The 18,002-nt window shown below is 58.7% G+C and carries 20 protein-coding genes; 4 read left to right on the forward strand and 16 right to left on the reverse strand.

The features are described from left to right. Nucleotides 1-5 precede the first annotated feature (5 nt). The 5 genes from E5180_RS12165 to pip all read right to left on the reverse strand — a co-directional run bounded on the left by E5180_RS12165 (nt 6) and on the right by pip (nt 4,829). Nucleotides 6-626, reverse strand: a complete 621-nt coding sequence (locus E5180_RS12165) for an RNA-binding protein (RefSeq protein ID WP_093732744.1) — start codon at nt 624-626, stop codon at nt 6-8. Nucleotides 627-648: 22 nt separating this feature from the next. Then, the gene (gene nusA / locus E5180_RS12170) at nt 649-2,271 is read right to left on the reverse strand and encodes a transcription termination factor NusA (RefSeq protein WP_138924599.1); all 1,623 of its coding nucleotides are present in this window, start codon (nt 2,269-2,271) and stop codon (nt 649-651) included. Continuing rightward, a complete protein-coding gene (gene rimP / locus E5180_RS12175; protein WP_138924600.1) occupies nt 2,272-2,850 on the reverse strand; it encodes a ribosome maturation factor RimP in 579 nt (192 codons plus the stop codon). 162 nt (nt 2,851-3,012) lie between these two features. Continuing rightward, a complete protein-coding gene (locus E5180_RS12180; RefSeq protein WP_138924601.1) occupies nt 3,013-3,861 on the reverse strand; it encodes an ABC transporter substrate-binding protein in 849 nt (282 codons plus the stop codon). Then, nucleotides 3,858-4,829, reverse strand: a complete 972-nt coding sequence (gene pip, locus E5180_RS12185) for a prolyl aminopeptidase (protein WP_138924602.1) — start codon at nt 4,827-4,829, stop codon at nt 3,858-3,860. Before pip ends, E5180_RS12180 begins: the two co-directional genes overlap by 4 nt. A gap of 48 nt (nt 4,830-4,877) precedes the next feature. Between pip and ubiG the strand changes: the two genes are divergently transcribed. Then, nucleotides 4,878-5,624, forward strand: a complete 747-nt coding sequence (ubiG, locus tag E5180_RS12190; protein ID WP_138924603.1) for a bifunctional 2-polyprenyl-6-hydroxyphenol methylase/3-demethylubiquinol 3-O-methyltransferase UbiG — start codon at nt 4,878-4,880, stop codon at nt 5,622-5,624. 12 nt (nt 5,625-5,636) lie between these two features. On the opposite strand, the gene E5180_RS12195 is transcribed toward ubiG, so the two are convergent. Genes E5180_RS12195 through E5180_RS12210 form a run of 4 tightly spaced genes read right to left on the reverse strand, consistent with a single transcriptional unit; the run spans nt 5,637 to nt 7,936 of the window. Continuing rightward, on the reverse strand, nt 5,637-6,074 hold the full coding sequence (locus E5180_RS12195; protein WP_093732750.1) for a MarR family winged helix-turn-helix transcriptional regulator: 438 nt from the start codon (nt 6,072-6,074) through the stop codon (nt 5,637-5,639). Nucleotides 6,075-6,083: 9 nt separating this feature from the next. Continuing rightward, entirely contained in the window at nt 6,084-6,914 is an 831-nt protein-coding gene (locus E5180_RS12200; protein ID WP_138924604.1) for a carbon-nitrogen hydrolase family protein, read from the reverse strand. Further along, nucleotides 6,914-7,171 (reverse strand): glutaredoxin 3, encoded by a 258-nt coding sequence (grxC, locus tag E5180_RS12205; protein ID WP_093732752.1) that lies wholly within the window; start codon nt 7,169-7,171, stop codon nt 6,914-6,916. Before grxC ends, E5180_RS12200 begins: the two co-directional genes overlap by 1 nt. A 36-nt stretch (nt 7,172-7,207) precedes the next feature. Beyond that, a complete protein-coding gene (locus E5180_RS12210) occupies nt 7,208-7,936 on the reverse strand; it encodes a ComF family protein (RefSeq protein WP_138924605.1) in 729 nt (242 codons plus the stop codon). 17 nt (nt 7,937-7,953) lie between these two features. Here E5180_RS12210 and E5180_RS12215 point away from each other — a divergent pair, with 17 nt between their 5' ends. Next, nucleotides 7,954-8,772 (forward strand): SAM-dependent methyltransferase, encoded by an 819-nt coding sequence (locus tag E5180_RS12215; RefSeq protein ID WP_138924606.1) that lies wholly within the window; start codon nt 7,954-7,956, stop codon nt 8,770-8,772. A gap of 52 nt (nt 8,773-8,824) precedes the next feature. Further along, complete coding sequence (gene hemH, locus E5180_RS12220; RefSeq protein ID WP_138924607.1) at nt 8,825-9,871, forward strand: ferrochelatase; 1,047 nt, start codon at nt 8,825-8,827, stop codon at nt 9,869-9,871. Nucleotides 9,872-10,026: 155 nt separating this feature from the next. On the opposite strand, the gene E5180_RS12225 is transcribed toward hemH, so the two are convergent. Both E5180_RS12225 and E5180_RS12230 read right to left on the reverse strand, forming a co-directional pair. Next, a complete protein-coding gene (locus tag E5180_RS12225) occupies nt 10,027-10,209 on the reverse strand; it encodes a hypothetical protein (protein WP_138924608.1) in 183 nt (60 codons plus the stop codon). 140 nt (nt 10,210-10,349) lie between these two features. Then, nucleotides 10,350-10,955, reverse strand: coding sequence for a L,D-transpeptidase (locus E5180_RS12230; RefSeq protein ID WP_093732757.1), 606 nt, complete (start codon nt 10,953-10,955; stop codon nt 10,350-10,352). A gap of 171 nt (nt 10,956-11,126) precedes the next feature. Between E5180_RS12230 and E5180_RS12235 the strand changes: the two genes are divergently transcribed. Continuing rightward, nucleotides 11,127-11,636, forward strand: a complete 510-nt coding sequence (locus tag E5180_RS12235) for a CAP domain-containing protein (protein WP_138924609.1) — start codon at nt 11,127-11,129, stop codon at nt 11,634-11,636. 32 nt (nt 11,637-11,668) lie between these two features. On the opposite strand, the gene E5180_RS12240 is transcribed toward E5180_RS12235, so the two are convergent. The 5 genes from E5180_RS12240 to E5180_RS12260 all read right to left on the reverse strand — a co-directional run bounded on the left by E5180_RS12240 (nt 11,669) and on the right by E5180_RS12260 (nt 17,998). Then, a complete protein-coding gene (locus tag E5180_RS12240) occupies nt 11,669-12,166 on the reverse strand; it encodes a L,D-transpeptidase family protein (RefSeq protein ID WP_093732759.1) in 498 nt (165 codons plus the stop codon). A gap of 86 nt (nt 12,167-12,252) precedes the next feature. Further along, on the reverse strand, nt 12,253-13,026 hold the full coding sequence (locus E5180_RS12245) for an ion transporter (RefSeq protein ID WP_138924610.1): 774 nt from the start codon (nt 13,024-13,026) through the stop codon (nt 12,253-12,255). Between the two features lie 27 nt (nt 13,027-13,053). Next, nucleotides 13,054-14,292, reverse strand: a complete 1,239-nt coding sequence (locus E5180_RS12250) for a class I SAM-dependent RNA methyltransferase (RefSeq protein ID WP_138924611.1) — start codon at nt 14,290-14,292, stop codon at nt 13,054-13,056. Between the two features lie 38 nt (nt 14,293-14,330). Then, the gene (locus E5180_RS12255) at nt 14,331-16,157 is read right to left on the reverse strand and encodes an ABC transporter ATP-binding protein (protein WP_138924612.1); all 1,827 of its coding nucleotides are present in this window, start codon (nt 16,155-16,157) and stop codon (nt 14,331-14,333) included. Beyond that, complete coding sequence (locus tag E5180_RS12260; RefSeq protein ID WP_138924613.1) at nt 16,157-17,998, reverse strand: ABC transporter ATP-binding protein; 1,842 nt, start codon at nt 17,996-17,998, stop codon at nt 16,157-16,159. The genes E5180_RS12255 and E5180_RS12260 overlap by 1 nt, the downstream gene beginning before the upstream one ends. Nucleotides 17,999-18,002: the final 4 nt, after the last annotated feature.

Consider the following 18,002-nt stretch of genomic DNA (forward strand, 5'->3'; position numbering starts at 1 on the left):
CTCGTCTATCCTTTCGGGTGACCGTTGCCACCCTCGTTTATGCGCACGCCTTTTAACCGCTGAGCTTCCTCTACAACACGAGAGGTAAGACCACCAGAGGCGAGCGCCCCATGTATCACAGTTTGGCGTCCGAAAGCCAAACCCAATTCGTCTGCCGTCAGCCAGCCAATGTAATGACCGAAATGCGGCGTACTTAGTTTCGATTTGCCGCGGCCCGATCCATCTACTGCCTGGATCAACACTTCGGCTTCTTCCATTTGCAGCCAACCTTTGACTTTTTCGTAGCCCGCAACGGCCTTACCCGCCTTGCGTTGCAACGAAATCAGGTCAACTACACGGCGAACAAGCTGCTTTTCAACTTCTTCCACCAAATCATCCGCAACCTTTACAGGTTGCTTGGCCGAACGGGCGAACAAGCCCTTCTTGGCCGCTTTTTCCAACGCATCCCGATCCGCCGACACATACATCCCTCGTCCGGGTAGTTTTCCCAGAATATCCGGGAAAACATGCATGTCGGGACCAACAACAAAGCGGATCAGCCCGTTTTTGGGCTGCGCCTCGCCAGTGGCGATACACTTTCGTTCGGGACCGTCTTCCCGGTCTTTAGAAACGCCACCACGTGTCATATCGTTCCCCAAAGCCCCGCGATCAGGCCTCGGCCTCCTCGTCCGTGTCGATATCAAGGTCTTCTTCAACCTCATCGGTCTCAAGCTCAGCGGGATCTACCCAGCCCAGCAAGACGCGCGCCGTCATGATCAACTTTTGCGCATCTTCCAGCGAAAGGTCGAAAGGTTCAAGTGTCCCGTCATCCTTGGTGCGTTCGCCATTCACGGTCGTCCAGCCGCCAGCCAGTTCCCAATCCGCGCAAGTCGCGAAATCTTCGAGCGTTTTGACGTCGTCCTTGGCCAGCGCCTCAATCATTTGGGGTGTCAGGCCGTCGAATTCAATAAGCGTGTCGTCCACGCCCAAGGCACGGGCCGCATCAATCGCCGCTTTGTTGTGCGCTTCGATCACGTCGCGGGCACGGGCCTGCAGTTCGCTGGCCGTGTCTTCGTCAACGCCGTCGATGACCAGCAGCTCGCCTACTTCGACATATGCGACTTCTTCAAGGTTGCTGAACCCTTCGGAAACCAGAAGCTGGGCAAAGAATTCGTCTAGATCCAGATTGTCCATGAACAGCTTGGTGCGCAGTTCGAACTCGGCCTGACGGCGCTGGCTCTCTTGCTCTTCGGTCATAATGTCGATGGTCAGCCCGGTCAGTTGAGACGCGAGACGCACGTTTTGACCACGACGGCCAATCGCCAGCGACAGTTGCTCTTCTGGTACAACAACTTCGATTTTACCGGCTTCTTCGTCCAGAACAACCTTGGAGACTTCAGCAGGCTGAAGCGCGTTGACCAAGAACGTTGGCTGGTCCTCGTTCCACGGAATAATGTCGATCTTTTCGCCCTGAAGCTCGTTCACAACAGCCTGAACACGGCTGCCGCGCATACCAACGCAGGCACCAACCGGATCGATTGAGTTATCATAGCTGATCACGGCAATCTTGGCACGCGAACCGGGATCACGGGCAACAGCCTTAATCTCGATGATGCCGTCATAGATTTCGGGCACTTCCATCTTGAACAGTTCGGCCATGAATTCGGGCGCGGTACGGCTCAGGAAGATTTGCGGGCCACGCTGTTCGCGGCGCACGTCTTTGATGTAGACGCGGATACGGTCGTTCGGACGGTAGCTTTCGCGGCCGATCTTTTCGTTACGACGCAGGATCGCTTCGCCAGCACCCACATCGACGATGACGTTGCCGTATTCCTCGCGTTTGACCAAACCGTTGATGATCGTGCCGGCGCGGTCTTTGAATTCTTCGTACTGGCGGTCACGCTCTGCTTCGCGGACCTTTTGCAAGATCACCTGCTTGGCGGATTGCGCCGCGATGCGGCCCATCTCAACCGGCGGGACTTCTTCGCTGAATTCCTGACCGACTTCGGGGTTGGCCATATACTGCTTGGCCTGCTCAACCGTGAATTCTGCCTGATAGTTTTCAAACTCGTCGTCGGCCACAACCGTACGGACACGGGTAAAGGTCGCGCGCCCTGTCTTGCGGTCAATCGCGACGCGGATGTCCATTTCAGCGCCGTACCGCGACTTGGCCGCCCGAGCGAGCGATTCTTCCATCGCTTCAACCACCAGATTGGGGTCGATCATCTTTTCGCGGGCCACAGCCTCGGCGGTTTGCAGCAGTTCCAGCTGGTTGGCAGATGTAATGGCCATTTAGTCGTCTCCCTCGGTGGACCCTTCGGTCTCGATGTCATCGAATTTGGTTTCGTCAATCGCACCGGACGCTTTACGCTGGCGCAGCATTTCTTTGATCAGATCGTCGGTCAGGACCAGTTTCGCGTCGGTCAGCCAGTCGAACTTCAGGCCAATGGTGCCCTCTTCAACGTTGATCAGCACCTCGTCGCCCTCAATGCCCGCCAGTTCGCCCTTAAAGCGGCGGCGCCCATCGATCAGGTCGGCGGTTTCGATCTTGGCCTCATAGCCCTCGAACATCTCGAAATCCTTGAGGCGCGTCAGCGGGCGGTCGATGCCGGGGCTGGAAACCTCAAGAGTATACTCTTCGATGATCGGGTCCTCGACGTCGAGAACGGCACTGACAGACTGGCTGATCAAGGCCAGCTCGTCCACTTCGATGCCGCCGTCAGGGCGGTCCGCCATAAGCTGCAAGGTGGTCGTTTTGCCTGACATCAGGCGCACGCGCACAAGTTCAAACCCCAGATCCTCGATCACCGGTGTGATGATCTCGGCCATGCGGCGATCAATGGCTGCTTTTGCAATCAGGTCGTTGTTCATATTCTCACTATCATCCTGCAGTTTTGAGCAGGCACAAAAAAACGGGCGCGCGGCCCGTGTTCAAGATCGGTGGAGCCTCAGGTGTGGACCCCGATGCGCCGCTGTTATGAAGCCATATACGCCCGTATATGTGAAACTGCAAGCCCTGTGTGCCTGCCCCGCCTAGGCCAGCCACCAACGTTCGGCCGCACGCAGGTTATCCAGTGGTCGATGTTGGCCGGTACGCAGGGGCATGGCGATGCTGCGCGACACCGCGTGCGTCACCCCCCGAGCATGGGGCAACAGGGCAATATCATCAAAGGATTGAAGGGCTTCGCCATCGTTCAGGTCGGCAGCTTCGACCAGATATTCGGCCATTGCTTGTGCACGGACCTGCTGCGCGGGGATGGAAACCAGTTCCACCGTATCGAACCATCCGGCGCTGCGGCCTTTGTAGTGATCCGTCACACGTTCGGCCAAAACCTGCTGACCCGGCGTAAAACGACGCAGACGGTACAGGCCGGTGCCGATGCCATCGTCCATCGCATGGGCAGCGCGAATGACATGGCGCGGGTCCGCCAGCGTAAAGGGCAAATCCATCGCAGGCATAGTCATCGTGATGCGCACCTGATGCGTTCCGGTCGCCTCTACCACACCATCCAACGCCAGCGAGGCTGCAACATCGCGCGCGGTCAGCGGTTGCTGGTCGTGAAACAACACATCCTTGCGCAGATCGACCAGCCAGACACGCCCGTCTTCGCTGCCCTGCCACGCGGTTGCCAGCTCTCCGCGCAATGTCCCGTCTGCAGCGATTTCGGTCAGCGTGTCAAAGATCAGACCCTGCCGCGCGACCTGCATGAACAGACCGTCGCCCTGCCCCCATGTATCGCTGCGCGCCGCACCCGACAGCGCCATCCGCAACCGCCCGCCCGCCTTGGGCATGGACGCCGCCGACACGCCCGTCGCAGCCAACAAGGCAGCAGCGGCACCCGAGGCAAATAACGCACGACGGTCCATCAAAGAACGGGTCATTGCGCTGCAATCCGGTCCATCGTGCGCACCAGTTCGGCGCTGATCCCGGGTTCGGACAGCGCATGGCCGGCATTACGCACCATCTTGAGCTCGGCATTAGGCCAAGCCTGTGCCAGCTCATACGCGCTTGAAGGGGGGCAAATCATATCGTAGCGGCCTTGGACAATCACGCCAGGAATATGGGCAATGCGATCCACATGCGCAAGGATCTGTCCGTCAAACTCAAGAAAACCCGCGTTCGTGAAATAGTGATTCTCTAACCGGGCAAAGGTACGCGAATACTCTCCCGGTCCCTCATACGACCCACCCGATGAATGGATCGACGCCAGCCCGTTTTCCCACGCGGCCCAGGCCTTGCCGTATTTCACTTCGGTCATGCGGTCGCCACAGAATAAGCGCCGGTGATAGGCCGCGATCAGATCGCCGTGCTCTGCCTCGGGGATCAGGCTGGTGAACCGCGCCCAAAGGTCAGGCCAGAACTTGCCCGCGCCACCACCATAGAACCAGTCAAGCTCGGCCTGCGTCATCATAAAGACGCCGCGCAGGATGATGTTGCGGACCCGATCAGGGTGCGTTTCGGCATAGATCAACGCCAGCGTCGCCCCCCAGCTGCCGCCAAAGGCGATCCATTTCTCGATGCCAAGCGCTTCGCGGATATGTTCGATATCCGACACCAGATCCCACGTCGTGTTGTTGATGACCGACGCAAAAGGCTTGGACCGCCCGCACCCGCGTTGATCAAACAGGATCACATGGTATTTCTCGGCATCGAAATAGCGCCGCATCGACGGGCTGCACCCGCCGCCGGGGCCGCCGTGCAACACCACGACGGGGATGCCATCAGGGTTGCCGCATTGTTCAACATAGATCGAATGACCATCGCCCATGTCCATCATCCGCTGATCGAACGGATCGATCGGCGGGTGAAGATATTGCACTGCGCGCTTTTGGTCCGGGATTTTGTCCATTACAGCCCTATATAGTCATTGGACCCAAAAGAGCACAGAGAGATCAGAATGCAAGCGCCTCAAAGCACAGTTGACCCCGCCGAGATCGAAAAGTTTCAGGCCATGGCCGCTGAATGGTGGGACGAGAACGGCAAGTTCAAGCCGCTGCATATGCTCAACCCCTGCCGTCTGGATTACATCACCACTCAAATCGCCGGAGAGTTCTACCGCGATCTGAAAGCCCCCCAGCCGTTTCGCGGGCTGCGCATTCTGGATATCGGCTGCGGCGGCGGGCTGCTGTCTGAACCGATGGCGCGTTTGGGTGCGACCGTGGTCGGTGCCGATGCCGCTGCGGGCAACATTCCGGTGGCCCAAGTCCATGCGCAGCAATCGGGGCTCGAGATCGACTATCGCCACACCACGGCCGAGGCACTGGCTGAAGCGGGTGAACAGTTCGACGTTGTGCTGAACATGGAAGTTGTCGAACACGTCGCCTCGCCCATCGACTATCTGATCGCCTGCCGCACCCTGCTAAAGCCCGGCGGGTTGCACCTCTGCTCGACCCTGAACCGGAACCCAAAGTCGTTCATGATGGCGATTGTCGGCGCAGAGCATGTCATGCGCTGGCTGCCCAAAGGCACACATGACTGGTCAAAGTTCATCACACCTGACGAACTCTTTGACCTGCTGCATAAGGCAGGGCTAACGGCGGTCGATCGCAAGGGGTTCGTGTTTAACCCGATCACATGGTCGTGGCGTCTATCAGACCGTGACCTGAGCGTGAATTATGTCACCGCCAGCCTAAAGCCAGAGTGACCCAAGACGGCGTCAGCCTTCCAGCTGGCGCCGCAGGGCGCGTAGGGTTTCGAGCGTGGCACGCACCTGCGCCTCGCCCAGATCATCCGCCACGTCATTGATCAACGGGGATATTTGCCGGATCGCATGGTCCCGCGCATTCCGGCCCGCAGGGCTGATCGCCACCATCTTGCGCCGCGCATCGTCCCAATCCGGGCGGATATGCACATAGCCCGCCCAAACCAGTTTGTTCAGCGTATTCGTCATCGCGCCACGGGTAACGTTGAACGTTTCGGCCAGTTGCGCGGGGGTCTTTTCGCCGTCATGCCATGCCAGATTGTTCAGCACCGAAAAATGAGAAATCTCCATCCCTTTAGGCAGCGCCCGGGTCAGCCGGGTGCGCATCCGTTGATCAGCCGACAGCAATTCGCTGATCAAGGTGATCGCAAGTGAGTTTCGATTTTCCGTCATAGTCGTCTTCTAAGGTGCCCCAAATTCCCGCCGGTTGGCAAGACTGGGTACGCGGGTACGTGCCTCTTGTACACGCGCCATTTCCAGCGTGAACGGGTAAATGCCCGGCGCGGTGCCGGCATCCAAAAGCACCTCTCCCCACGGGGCGACGACCAGCGAATGGCCAAAGGTGTCGCGGGTCTTGTGACGATCGCTGTGATGGGTGCCGGTTTGCGCGGGGGCCAACACGAAACACCCTGTCTCGATCGCGCGGGCGCGCAGCAGCGTATGCCAATGCGCGGCACCGGTCACAGGGGAAAACGCGGCAGGCATGGTCAGGATCGTGGCCCCCGCATCCGCCAGCGCCTGATAAAGCTTGGGAAAGCGCATATCGTAACAGATGCTCATCCCGATTTTGGCAAAAGGGGTCTGCGCCACAACGGCTTGATCGCCGGGACGGTAGCCCGCTGATTCGCGGTAGCTTTCACCTTCGTCGATATCCACGTCGAACATGTGGATCTTGTCATAGCGGGCTTTGATCTGCCCCTGCGGATCAATCAGGAACGACCGGTTGGCAAAGCGCCCGTCCGCATCCCCCGTCTTGAGCCCCAGCGATCCGATCAACAACCAGATGCCAGCCTCTCGCGCCGCGTCGCGCAGTGCGGCTAGAGTGATGTCGTTGTCCTCGTGCTGCAAAACACTGCGCTGATGATCGCGGCTGGTGGACACGCAGTTCGTCACCTCGGGGGTGAGGATAAATTCAGCCCCCTGCGCCGCAGCATCGCGCACCATCTCTACCGTGCCCGCCAGATTGCGGGCCGGTGTGTCGCTGACATTCAGCTGGATCAGGGCCGCCTGCATCAGGCTGCCAACAACGCGTCCAGCTTGCCCGCACGTTCCAGTGCATACAGATCGTCACAGCCGCCGACATGGGTATCTCCGATAAAGATTTGCGGCACCGTGCGCCCGCCATTGGCACGCGTGATCATCTCGGACTTGCGCTCTGGCTGGGCCAACACGTCGACTTCGGCAAAGCTGATGCCTTTTTCATTCAGCAGACGTTTGGCAGCATGGCAAAAACCGCAAAGCGGCGATGTATAGATCTCGACAGGTTGCATGTTGATGTCCTTTCAACAAATGGGTTGGACCAAGACTTAAGTATCTTTTGCCACTCTTGCCAGTGTCACAATGCAGATTGGACCTGCCCCGACCGCCAGACAGGCCAAAGCCGCCGCCTGCAACGTCGCACCAGAGGTCATCACATCATCCACCAACAGCACAGGCCGCCCCGCCATTAAGTGGGCGCGGCGCGGGTGGGCCGTGATCGCACCGTCCAGATGGGCAAAGCGTTCGCCCCGCCCTTTGCCATCCAGCGATTGCGTACGCCTGACCCTGCGCAGCGCATCGGGGCACCACCCGAGCCCCCGCTCGCGGGCAATCGCCTTGGCGAGCAGGGCCGACTGGTTGAACCGCCGTTTCCACAGCCGCGACCAATGTAGCGGCACCGGTATGACCAGCGTCGTGGGCGTGACGAACGGCGCAATCACGCGTGCCATCCAGCGGCCTGCGGGTTTGGCGATGTCCTGACGGTCGCCATGCTTGAGCGCCAGAACCAGACGGCGCCCCGTCTCGCGGTATAGCAGCGCCGCCCGCCCATGATCCCACAAAGGCGGATGGGCCAGACAGGCGTCGCATAAAGCATCCCCGTCGGCACCGTCGCCCAGCAATGGCACACCGCAGGTCTCACAGACAACGCCGTCAATAAACGCCGTATCGCGCCAGCACGGGCCGCATAGCCCGCCATCCCCGTCCACAGGTGCGCCGCACGCCAGACAGGACGGCGGGTAAATCAACGCAACTGCGGTTTGTAACTGGCCTCGCATGACCTTAGTATCCTTTCATGAACGCTTCACACACCCTGACAGATCGCGCGGCCCTGACCCGCCACCGCAGCCGCGCCACAGATGACGCCCTGTTTCTGCACCGTGCCGCCTTTGAAGAAGTCGATGATCGGCTGGCTTTGGTTAACAGAAGCTTTAAATCTGCGGCGATTGTCACAGGTTTTCCGCAGGTCTGGGGCGCATTGCACCCGAATGCGACGCTGGTCAGCGATACGGACACGCTGGCGCTGATCCAAGGCGCGCATGATCTGGTGGTACATGCCATGGGGATGCATTGGGCGAATGATCCGGTGGGGCAGATCATCCAGTCGCGCCGTGCACTGCAACCGGACGGGCTGTTCCTCAGCGTCGGGTTTGGTGGGCAAACCCTGCACGAACTGCGCGCCTGTCTGGGGCAAGCCGAAGCCGCGATCACCGGCGGCCTGTCGCCGCGCATCGCCCCCATGGCCGAACTGCGCGACATCGGCGGGCTGCTGCAACGCGCGGGACTTGCCCTGCCGGTGGCCGATTCCGTGACGTTGACCGTTGAATATACCGACATTTGGCACCTGATGCGCGACCTGCGCGCCATGGGCGAGGCCAACGCGATGGACAGCCGGTTGCGCCGCCCCAGTGGCCGCGCGATTTTTGAGGCCGCGGGGCAGCTTTACCGAGACCACTATGCGACCCCAGAGGGGCGCATCAAAGCGACGTTTGAGCTGGTGTTTCTGGCAGGATGGGCACCGGCGGACAGCCAGCCAAAACCCTTGCGACCCGGCTCTGCGCAGCATCGGTTGGCGGATGCGCTGGCCACGGCCGAAACGCCGCTGCGCGATTGACGCCCGACCCAAACCGTTTATCTCAGCGATAAATGCAGAAAAGGAATGCCAGATGACGCAGCTGCGCCCAGCCAATGCCCAACCTGACCACCCCGCCGTTCCCTCCGCCAAGGTGGGCATCTTGCTGGCCAACCTCGGCACGCCAGACAACTACGATTACTGGTCAATGCGCCGTTATCTATCGGAATTTCTGTCTGATCGCCGCGTGATCGACTATAGCCCGTGGAAATGGCAACCGTTGCTTCAGCTGGTGATTTTGTCGAAACGCCCGTTCACCAGCGGTGCCGCCTACAAGTCGATCTGGAACCACGAGGCGGGGGAAAGCCCGCTGATGACCATCACCAAACAGCAAACCGCGAAGATAAAAGAGGCGATGCAGGCGCGGTATGGTGACGCAGTTATGGTCGATTTTTGCATGCGCTACGGCAACCCGTCGACCCAGTCCAAGGTCGCTGCGATGACCGCTGCGGGCTGTCAGAAGATCTTGTTCTTTCCGCTTTATCCGCACTACGCCGGTGCCACATCGGCTACCGCAAATGATGCGTTTTTCGCGGCGTTAGGCAAAGAGAAATGGCAGCCCGCCGCGCGTACGGTTCAGCCCTATTTCGACCGCCCCGACTATATCAAAGCGCTCGCCACCTCGATCGAGAAGGCCTACGCCAAGATGGAGACAAAGCCCGACAAGCTATTGTGCTCCTACCACGGTGTCCCGCTGCGCTATCTGATGGAGGGCGACCCCTATCACTGCCAGTGTCAGAAAACGACGCGCCTGTTGAAAGAACGGCTGGGCTGGGATGACACGCAGATCATGACCACCTTCCAGTCGAAGTTCGGCCCCGAAGAATGGCTACAGCCCTATACCGTGGAAGAGGTCGCGCGGCAGGCCGAAGCCGGCAACAAAAAGATCGCCGTCTGCGCCCCGGCCTTTTCAGCCGATTGCATCGAAACGCTCGAAGAGATCAACGAAGAGATCAAGGAAAGCTTTGAACATGCGGGCGGCGAGGAGTTTCACTATATCCCCTGCCTCAATGACGACGCTCTGCACATCAAGGCGCTGTCGAATGTGATCGAGGAAAACCTACAGGGCTGGATCGACTGATCCACCCGGCCCCGTCAAGCCCGGGTCTGGAAACAAAGAAAGCGCCTGTTGCTACAGGCGCTTTTCTTTTGTCCGTATGCCATCTGGCGTTGGCCATCAGGCATAAAAAAAGGCGGTGTAAAACACCGCCTTTTCTAACTGAAACTTCGACTAAATTAGTCGGAAGCAACTGCAGCAGCTACAACGGCCAGCAGCAGCAGGGGGATCAGGATGCCCGAGGAAGAAGAGGTGGACTCTTCAACGATTACGGGTGCTTCGATGATTGGCTCTGCGAGCGAACCAGCGAATGCTGTCGATGCGGCAGCTGTCAAAGCAGCGGCGAGAACAAGTTTCTTCATAACATAACCTCCAGAAAAGGCGTACTTCACAGGGTGATAGCACGCGCCCAAGACTTACCTCGTAAAACTTTCTAAACAGCATCAGCGGGGAATTGCAAACACGGATTCAGCATTTCAGCACCACAATCGCTAAAAAGTTGTCAAATAAGCAACACTTGGGTGCCTACGTTTGCCATGCCGAAAAGTTCAGCGATATGTTCATTGTACAGGCCGACACAGCCATTCGACGAACGACGGCCGATCTTGCGTGTGTCATGCGTCCCATGGATACGATAATACGTCCAGCTGAGGTACAGCGCATGGGTGCCCAAGGGGTTGTCAGGGCCCGGCCCGATGACCGCAGGCCATTCCGGGTTACGTTCCAGCATCGACGGTGTGGGGCGCCATGTAGGGCCGACAACCTTTTGGATAACGCTGGTACGACCACGGCGGGTCAGCTCTTCGGTCAGCGGCACGCTAGAGGGGTACAGCTTGTAGATCGACTGGTCTTCGGACCAGTAATGCACGGCGCGGCTGTCGATATCGACCAGAATGGCGCCGTTCTTGGTGTTGGTGAAATAGGGCTGCCAATCCAGCGTGCGGAAGCTAGAGGTGTTGCGGCGCACGCTTTCGGTCAGGTCACGCTCCGTCTCGGTCGTCGCGTCGCCGTTCACACTGCTTTGGGCCAAGGCAGGTGTTGCGAGCATCGCGGCGCTTCCTGCAAGGAAGGCACGGCGTGACGAAAGGGTAAATTTCTTATCAGACATCAAATGTCTCCTGAAGGTAGTTACAACCTAGTATAATATTGTCGTATATGGCTTGAAAGTCGCAGTTTCAAATCAAACAAGCGTTAACAGGCGCGCTCACGCTCATGTGCGTTTGATCTGCAACGCATCACGCTGTATGGCACAACAAAACCAATCGCGTGGAGTTGCGCCATGATCCGTCTGTTTTCAATCCTTATTTTCCTGACCGTGGCGCTGGCGGCTTGTACCCCTGCGCCGCAAACCATGGCATCTGACGGCCGCGCGGCCCCATCCGTGTACAAGATCGGCCGCAATGACACCGGCAAATTGCAGTTCCGCATGCTGGATTCCGTAAACGCGCTGCGCGGTGCTTCGGGTCTTTCGCAGGTGCAACTGAACGCACAGCTTAACGCCGCCGCAGCAACCCATGCGCGCGATATGGCCGTGCAAAACCGCCCGTGGCACTTTGGGTCGGACGGGTCGTCGCCCGTCGATCGTATTCAGCGCGTGGGCTATACCGGTGCGTTGGTCGGCGAAGTCATCTCGGAGACCTACGAGACAGAGCTGGAAACCCTCGCCGCCTGGATGGAACAACCAGATACCCGCCGAATCGTCATGTCCAAAGACGCTTTGAACATGGGCTTTTCCTGGCACCAGGAAGAAAACGGCAAGATCTGGTGGACGATGGTGATGGGAAAGTGACCATCACGGTCACTTTCTAAAGTTCTGACTACTCAGGGGTTCAGCGCGATGGGTGTATTATTGCCGACCATCGCGTAGATATCCTCCATCTCGTCATTAGTGACAGAGATACATCCCCACGTCCAATCCGTGCGATTCTTGTCCTTGGCAGTCTTTTGACCGTGGATAAAGATATCGCCACCGGGGCTTTTACCCATCTCATTGGCGCGCGCCCGGTCCATCTCGTTGGGGTAATCGATCCCGATCGATAGGTGGAACCGACTGTTCGGATTGCGCCGGTCGATCCGATAGATTCCTTCGGGCGTACGGCCGTCCCCCTCATAGACCTTATGGCCTACGGGTGCGAATCCCAGTTTGATATCATATGATTCCAACACCTTATCGTGGTGCATCAGGTACATCCGTCGGTCGCCTTTGTTGACGATCACATAGGTGACCTGTGGCCCGTTGTACCGTTTAAATTTACTGCTGCTGCAGGCCCCAAGCGCCACAAGCGCGGTGCCACCCAGAATCAGATTTCTGCGTTTCATGTTCACAATGCCTCGTTCCCGTGGCCTTTTCGGCCCTTATGTGGATGCCCTACCATGTAGCAAATATCGATGCGGTCAAAAAGCCGTTACTGGCGGGTGGTCTCTGCCAGCCGCTTTTCGATCGCTTCCAGCTTCTCCATCACCTCAAGCCGGTAGGCATCGGTGCGCACGGTTTCTTCTTCGTTATGCGCATCCTGCATCGAGTTCACAATCAGACCGACCAGCAAGTTCACCACGGCAAAGGTCGTGACCAGAATAAACGGCACGAAAAACACCCACGCATAAGGGTACACTTCCATCACGGGCCGCACGATGCCCATCGACCAGCTTTCCAGCGTCATGATCTGGAACAGGCTATAGGCGCTGGCGGGCAGCGATCCGAACCATTCAGGAAAGTGAGTGCTGAACAGCTTGGTCGCGATCACCGAACCGATATAAAAGATAATAGTCATCAGCAAAAAGACCGAGCCCATGCCGGGCAGCGCGGTGATGAAACCTTCGACGACGCGGCGCAGACGGGGGGCGACGGATAGCACGCGCAACACCCGCAAAATACGCAATGCGCGCAGTACCGACAGGCCTTGCACGGCAGGCACCAGCGCGATGGCAACGACGGTAAAGTCGAATACATTCCAACCGTTGCGAAAGAACCCGATCCCGCGCGCAAAGATCTTGAGAGTGATTTCAGCGACGAAAATGAACAGACATACGCGGTCGAGAAACAGGATTACCGCGCCATATTTTTCCATCAACGAAGGCGCGGTTTCCATGCCCAGCAGGGCGGCGTTGAACACAATGACACCGATGATGAAATTGCTGACGGCCCGTCCTTCGACCCATCTTCCCAGACGTTCCCGCATGTTTGTCCTGCCCACCTTAGCTGTGCGTTATTTGCGCTTGCGTTGTACTTCCGGCGCAGTGAATTGCGCTGCCAGCTCCACATGGGATGACCAGCGGAATTGATCAACGACTTGCACCCAATTCAACGTATAACCGGCGGCAATCAGCACAGCGGCATCCCGCGCAAAGGTGACCGGGTTGCACGAAACATAAGCCAGAACTGGCGGCATCGCTTTGACGATCTCGGCAATCTGCGCCTCTGCGCCGGCACGTGGCGGGTCGATTACGACCGCGTCGGTCTTGGCCAGTTCATCGGGCAGCAAGGGACGGCGGAACAGGTCTCGGGTCTCGTGCGTGACGGGCTTTAGGCCGGTCGACATGCGCCACCCGTGGTCCAGCGCCGCGGTCATGGCGGCGTCACCCTCGACCGCATGTACCTCTGCACGATCAGCCAAGGGCAGACTGAACGTCCCAGATCCCGCAAAAAGATCGATCACGTGGCGCGCATCGCCAACAGCCTCGCGCACAGCAGTGATCAATGCGGCCTCGCCATGGGGGGTGGCTTGCAGGAACGCGCCGGGCGGGGGCGTCACCTTGGCCGCGCCGAACCGCTGTACCGGCGGCGTGCGCATGGCGATCACGTCTCCGTCCCAGGTCAGCCGCGCCAGCCCCAGAATGTCACACAAATGCGCCAGCTCTTGCCGCAGCGGGCCGTCAAGCTCCTTGCCGTTCTGGACCGAGATATCGAGCCCGCCTCGCGATGCGGTCACTGTCACGGCCAGTGGTGCCTTGCGGCTGGTCCCGATCACGGCCAGCTTTTCGGCAATTGGCAGTGCGCCCAATACGGCAGGGTCCAACAACTGACACCCTGGAATTTCGATCACGACATCGGACCCGCGCCCGTGGAAACCGGCCATCGCACCCTTTTTGGTACGCTTCGCTGCAAAGGTCGCACGACGGCGCGATTGCGCTGGCGAGGTCTGGAGAGGCTTGAAAACAGTCTCTATCCCATGAGCATCCAGCGACGCTTTGACCACGCCCAGCTTGAATTCCGCAACGAAATCATCTGATGCATGCTGCAACTGACATCCGCCACAGGCCTTGAAGTGACGGCACGGGGGCGCGACCCGGTTTTCAGACGGTCTGACGATACGAATATCGGTCAGGGTCTGCCCGTCAGGCGTGCCTGTGACCACCTCGCCCGGCAGGGTCATCGGTGCAAATAAAGGGCCGGACGCAATGCCGTCGCCCAGGTGGCCAAGTCGCTGGATTGTATATTCTGTCATGCGCAGGGCTTACCGCGAAGCCGTGCGCAGCAAAAGCCTTATTCTGCGGCCTTCATATCCAAAAACCCACCTGACTGCCGCTGCCAGTACCGTGCATAAAGCCCGTCTTTGGCCAGCAACGCCTCGTGGGTGCCTATCTCTACGATGCGGCCAGCGTCCATTACAGCGATGCGGTCCATCTCGGTCAGGGTTGAAAGGCGGTGCGCGATGGCCATCACGGTCTTGCCCTTCATCACCCGGGTCAGTGCGCTTTGGATTGATGCTTCGACCTCGCTATCAAGCGCGCTGGTTGCCTCATCCAATATCAGGATTGGTGCGTCTTTCAGGATCGCCCGTGCCAGCGCGATGCGTTGACGTTGCCCGCCCGACAGCTTCACACCACGTTCGCCCAAATGCGCGTCATAGCCGCTGCGGCCCGTGTGGTCCTGCATACTTTCGATGAACGCATGCGCTTCGGCTTTGCGGGCGGCGGCGATCACCTCGGCTTGGGTCGCATCGGGCTTACCGTAGCGTATGTTGTCGAACGCCGACCGGTTGAACATAGCGGTTTCCTGCGTGACCATCCCGATCTGACGCCGCAAGCTTTGCTTGGTCACTTGGCTCACATCCTGCCCGTCGATCAAAATGTGACCCTGTTCCGCAGGATAGAGCCGTAACAGAAGGGAAACCAAGGTCGATTTACCTGCGCCAGAGGCCCCTACAATCCCCAATTTTTCGCCCGGCTTGATCGACAGGTTCAGATCTTCGATGCCGCCTGTGTCGCGGCCATAGGTAAAGCGCAGCCCATCAAACTGGATCGCCCCTTCGTGAACATCCAGATCCGCGGCGCCATCCGCATCACGCAGCTGCTGCGGGGCCGCGAGGGTGCGCATACCGTCCTCGACCTCGCCCATATTCGCATAAAGCGCCATGAGCGTAAAACTGACCCAGCCGGTCATTTGCGCCAGCCGCAGCGACACCGCCCCCGTTGCAGCGATATCACCCGCCGTCACCAACCCAAGTGACCAATACCATAGCGCGCCGCCCACCAGCAGCACCGGCAGAACCCCTGCAATCGCCATCAGCCAGAACCGGAAAGACACACTAACCCGCCCAAAATCGAGGCTCGTGTCCAGAAATTTGCGCATCGCGCCTAAGGCGGCGCGGTCTTCGTGGTCGGCATGGGCGAACAGTTTCACGGTCTTGATATTGGTGATCGTATCGACCACCTGCCCCGTCACCATCGCGCGCGCGCCTGCCCGCGCCTTTGAAAATTTGCGCACCCGAGGCATGAAATGGCGGATCAAAAAGACATACCCCACCATCCACAACACCAAACCAGCAGCGATACGCCAGTCCACCGTCCCCAAAAGCATCACCGCCCCGATAAAGGACGCCGCCGCGAACAGCACCGTGTGCAGCACCTCGGTCACAACATCGGTCAGCGCACGGCTGGTCTGCATTTCCTTTTGGGAAATCCGGCCCGCGAAATCATTGTCGAAGAACGTGACCGCTTGTCCCAGCGTGTAGCGATGCAACCGTGATAGCACGAGGTTGAACACATTGGGTGCCACGACGATCGACTGCATATACGAACTGACGCCAAACAGCGCCGGACGCAGCAGCAAAAAGAACGCCAGTCCCGCCAACAGCAGCCCCGTATGGTCCGCAAAAACGGCCCCCGCCTCTGCCGCAAGTGCTGCGTCAACAACCCAGCCAAGGACCAATGCGGCCATGACCTCGATCACGCCAGCGCAGATGGAGAGCACCCCCGCCACACAAAGCGCGGCACCGCTGCCCTTTAAAGCCCAACGAAAGAAAGCCGCCAGACGGCGCGGCGGCGCGGTGTCGGCGGGGGAAAACGGGTCGATCCATTTGAACGGCATTACGATGTCGGCTCTTCTGTGCGTAGGAACCCGCCGGATTGCCGGTTCCAGAGATCTGAATATAGCCCGCCCTTGGTCAAAAGCACCTCGTGGGTGCCTTCTTCGACAATACGCCCCCCGTCCATCACCAAAATGCGGTCCATCTCGGCGATGGTGGATAGGCGATGCGCGATGGCGATCACGGTCTTGCCTTCCATCATGCCATAAAGCGTCTTCTGGATTGTGGCCTCTACCTCGCTGTCCAGCGCGCTTGTGGCTTCGTCCAGCAAAAGAATCGGCGCGTTCTTCAAGATAACACGCGCCAAAGCGATACGTTGCCGCTGTCCGCCAGACAGTTTCACACCCCGCTCCCCGACCTGTGCATCATATCCTGACCGGCCCCCTTGATCGTTTAAATCCTGAATGAAATCATGGGCCTGGGCCTGTTTTGCGGCGGCGATCACCTCTGCTTCGGTAGCGGAGGGGCGTCCATAAAGGATGTTCTCGCGGATCGACCGGTGCAACAAAGCATTGTCCTGCTGCACCATTCCGATTGCTTGCCGCAGACTGTCCTGACGAACGGTCGTGATATCCTGCCCATCAATCAGAATACGGCCGCCTTCAGGATCGTAAAAGCGCAACAGCAGCTTAACCAAGGTCGATTTACCCGCGCCCGACCGCCCAATCAGGCCAATCTTTTCGCCCGGCCGCACTGTGATATCGATGTGATCCAACCCGCCTGACCCGCGCCCATAGTGATGGGTCAGGCATCGCATTTCCACGCAGCCATCGGTCAATACCAACGGCTGCGCGTCGTGTTCGTCCACCAGTGTGATCGGCTGCGCAATCGTTTCAAGCCCCTCTGCAACCACGCCAAGCTGCTGAAAAAATGTCGAAAGTGCCCACATGATCCACGCGGTCATAGAATTCAGCCGAAGCGTCAGCGCCGTCGCCGCCGTCACCACACCCACGGTCGCATTGCCCGTGGACCACAGGTAGAACGCCCACCCTACGACCCCAACGATTAACAAACCGTTCAAGCTGACCAGACAGATATCCATGATGGTGAATATCCGCATTTCCTTTTGGAAAGTGACGCGCGCCTTCTCGATGGCCCCTTTGGCATATTCAATTTCGCGGTCATGATGGGCGAACATCTTGACCGAATGGATGTTGCTATAGCTGTCGACCACACGGCCCGTCACCTCGGACCGCGCATCCGACGCCGCTTGCGAGGCGACCGCGACACGTTTTATCGTCCATCGGGTAAGCAGCGCATAAAGCGCGAACCACGCCACCAACGGGATCAACAGCTGCCAGTCCGATGTGGTTAACAGGATCGCCGCGCCAATCAGATAGGCAAGCGCAAAGGAAATCGCGTCGAACACCTGAAACACGACCTCTCCCGCGGCGGGAGGCGTTTGCATGATGCGGTTGGCAATGCGTCCGGCAAAGTCGTCTTCAAACCAGCCGACCGATTGCCGCAACACTTGCCGATGCCCGCGCCAGCGGAACAGTGTGCCGTAGTTCGGCAACACGGCATTGTTCAACAGCAACACATGCGCGGCTTGGACAGCAGGGCGCGCGATTAGGATCAGCAACGCCACGACGATAAACTCCGCCCCATAGCTACGCCACACCTCGGCGGGGCTGCTATCCATCAGATCGACGAGGCGACCCATATAGTAGATTAGACCGATCTCGATCGCGGCGACCACAATCGACAATACGCCTGTCACCCAGAATACAGTTTTGAACGGCCCACTGTAGCTTCGGAAAAAGGGCCACAGCCTTGTGGGTGGCGTGTCTTGTTCGGCGTAATCTGCGTAGGGATCGACAAGATTTTCGAAAAATCGAAACATATTT

The sequence above is a fragment of the Sulfitobacter sp. BSw21498 genome (genome assembly GCF_006064855.1).
In the GTDB taxonomy this organism is placed as follows: domain Bacteria; phylum Pseudomonadota; class Alphaproteobacteria; order Rhodobacterales; family Rhodobacteraceae; genus Sulfitobacter.

Bases quoted from the DNA above. Each gene is read 5' to 3' on its own strand.
- E5180_RS12225 (WP_138924608.1), bottom strand. From the start codon at position 10,209: ATGAAGAAACTTGTTCTCGCCGCTGCTTTGACAGCTGCCGCATCGACA.
- E5180_RS12195 (WP_093732750.1), bottom strand. From the start codon at position 6,074: ATGACGGAAAATCGAAACTCACTTGCGATCACCTTGATCAGCGAATTG.
- rimP (WP_138924600.1), bottom strand. From the start codon at position 2,850: ATGAACAACGACCTGATTGCAAAAGCAGCCATTGATCGCCGCATGGCC.
- ubiG (WP_138924603.1), top strand. From the start codon at position 4,878: ATGCAAGCGCCTCAAAGCACAGTTGACCCCGCCGAGATCGAAAAGTTT.
- E5180_RS12215 (WP_138924606.1), top strand. From the start codon at position 7,954: ATGAACGCTTCACACACCCTGACAGATCGCGCGGCCCTGACCCGCCAC.
- E5180_RS12260 (WP_138924613.1), bottom strand. From the start codon at position 17,998: ATGTTTCGATTTTTCGAAAATCTTGTCGATCCCTACGCAGATTACGCC.
- E5180_RS12255 (WP_138924612.1), bottom strand. From the start codon at position 16,157: ATGCCGTTCAAATGGATCGACCCGTTTTCCCCCGCCGACACCGCGCCG.
- E5180_RS12240 (WP_093732759.1), bottom strand. From the start codon at position 12,166: ATGAAACGCAGAAATCTGATTCTGGGTGGCACCGCGCTTGTGGCGCTT.
- E5180_RS12180 (WP_138924601.1), bottom strand. From the start codon at position 3,861: ATGACCCGTTCTTTGATGGACCGTCGTGCGTTATTTGCCTCGGGTGCC.
- E5180_RS12210 (WP_138924605.1), bottom strand. From the start codon at position 7,936: ATGCGAGGCCAGTTACAAACCGCAGTTGCGTTGATTTACCCGCCGTCC.
- E5180_RS12245 (WP_138924610.1), bottom strand. From the start codon at position 13,026: ATGCGGGAACGTCTGGGAAGATGGGTCGAAGGACGGGCCGTCAGCAAT.
- E5180_RS12200 (WP_138924604.1), bottom strand. From the start codon at position 6,914: ATGCAGGCGGCCCTGATCCAGCTGAATGTCAGCGACACACCGGCCCGC.
- E5180_RS12165 (WP_093732744.1), bottom strand. From the start codon at position 626: ATGACACGTGGTGGCGTTTCTAAAGACCGGGAAGACGGTCCCGAACGA.
- E5180_RS12250 (WP_138924611.1), bottom strand. From the start codon at position 14,292: ATGACAGAATATACAATCCAGCGACTTGGCCACCTGGGCGACGGCATT.
- pip (WP_138924602.1), bottom strand. From the start codon at position 4,829: ATGGACAAAATCCCGGACCAAAAGCGCGCAGTGCAATATCTTCACCCG.
- grxC (WP_093732752.1), bottom strand. From the start codon at position 7,171: ATGCAACCTGTCGAGATCTATACATCGCCGCTTTGCGGTTTTTGCCAT.
- hemH (WP_138924607.1), top strand. From the start codon at position 8,825: ATGACGCAGCTGCGCCCAGCCAATGCCCAACCTGACCACCCCGCCGTT.
- E5180_RS12235 (WP_138924609.1), top strand. From the start codon at position 11,127: ATGATCCGTCTGTTTTCAATCCTTATTTTCCTGACCGTGGCGCTGGCG.
- nusA (WP_138924599.1), bottom strand. From the start codon at position 2,271: ATGGCCATTACATCTGCCAACCAGCTGGAACTGCTGCAAACCGCCGAG.
- E5180_RS12230 (WP_093732757.1), bottom strand. From the start codon at position 10,955: ATGTCTGATAAGAAATTTACCCTTTCGTCACGCCGTGCCTTCCTTGCA.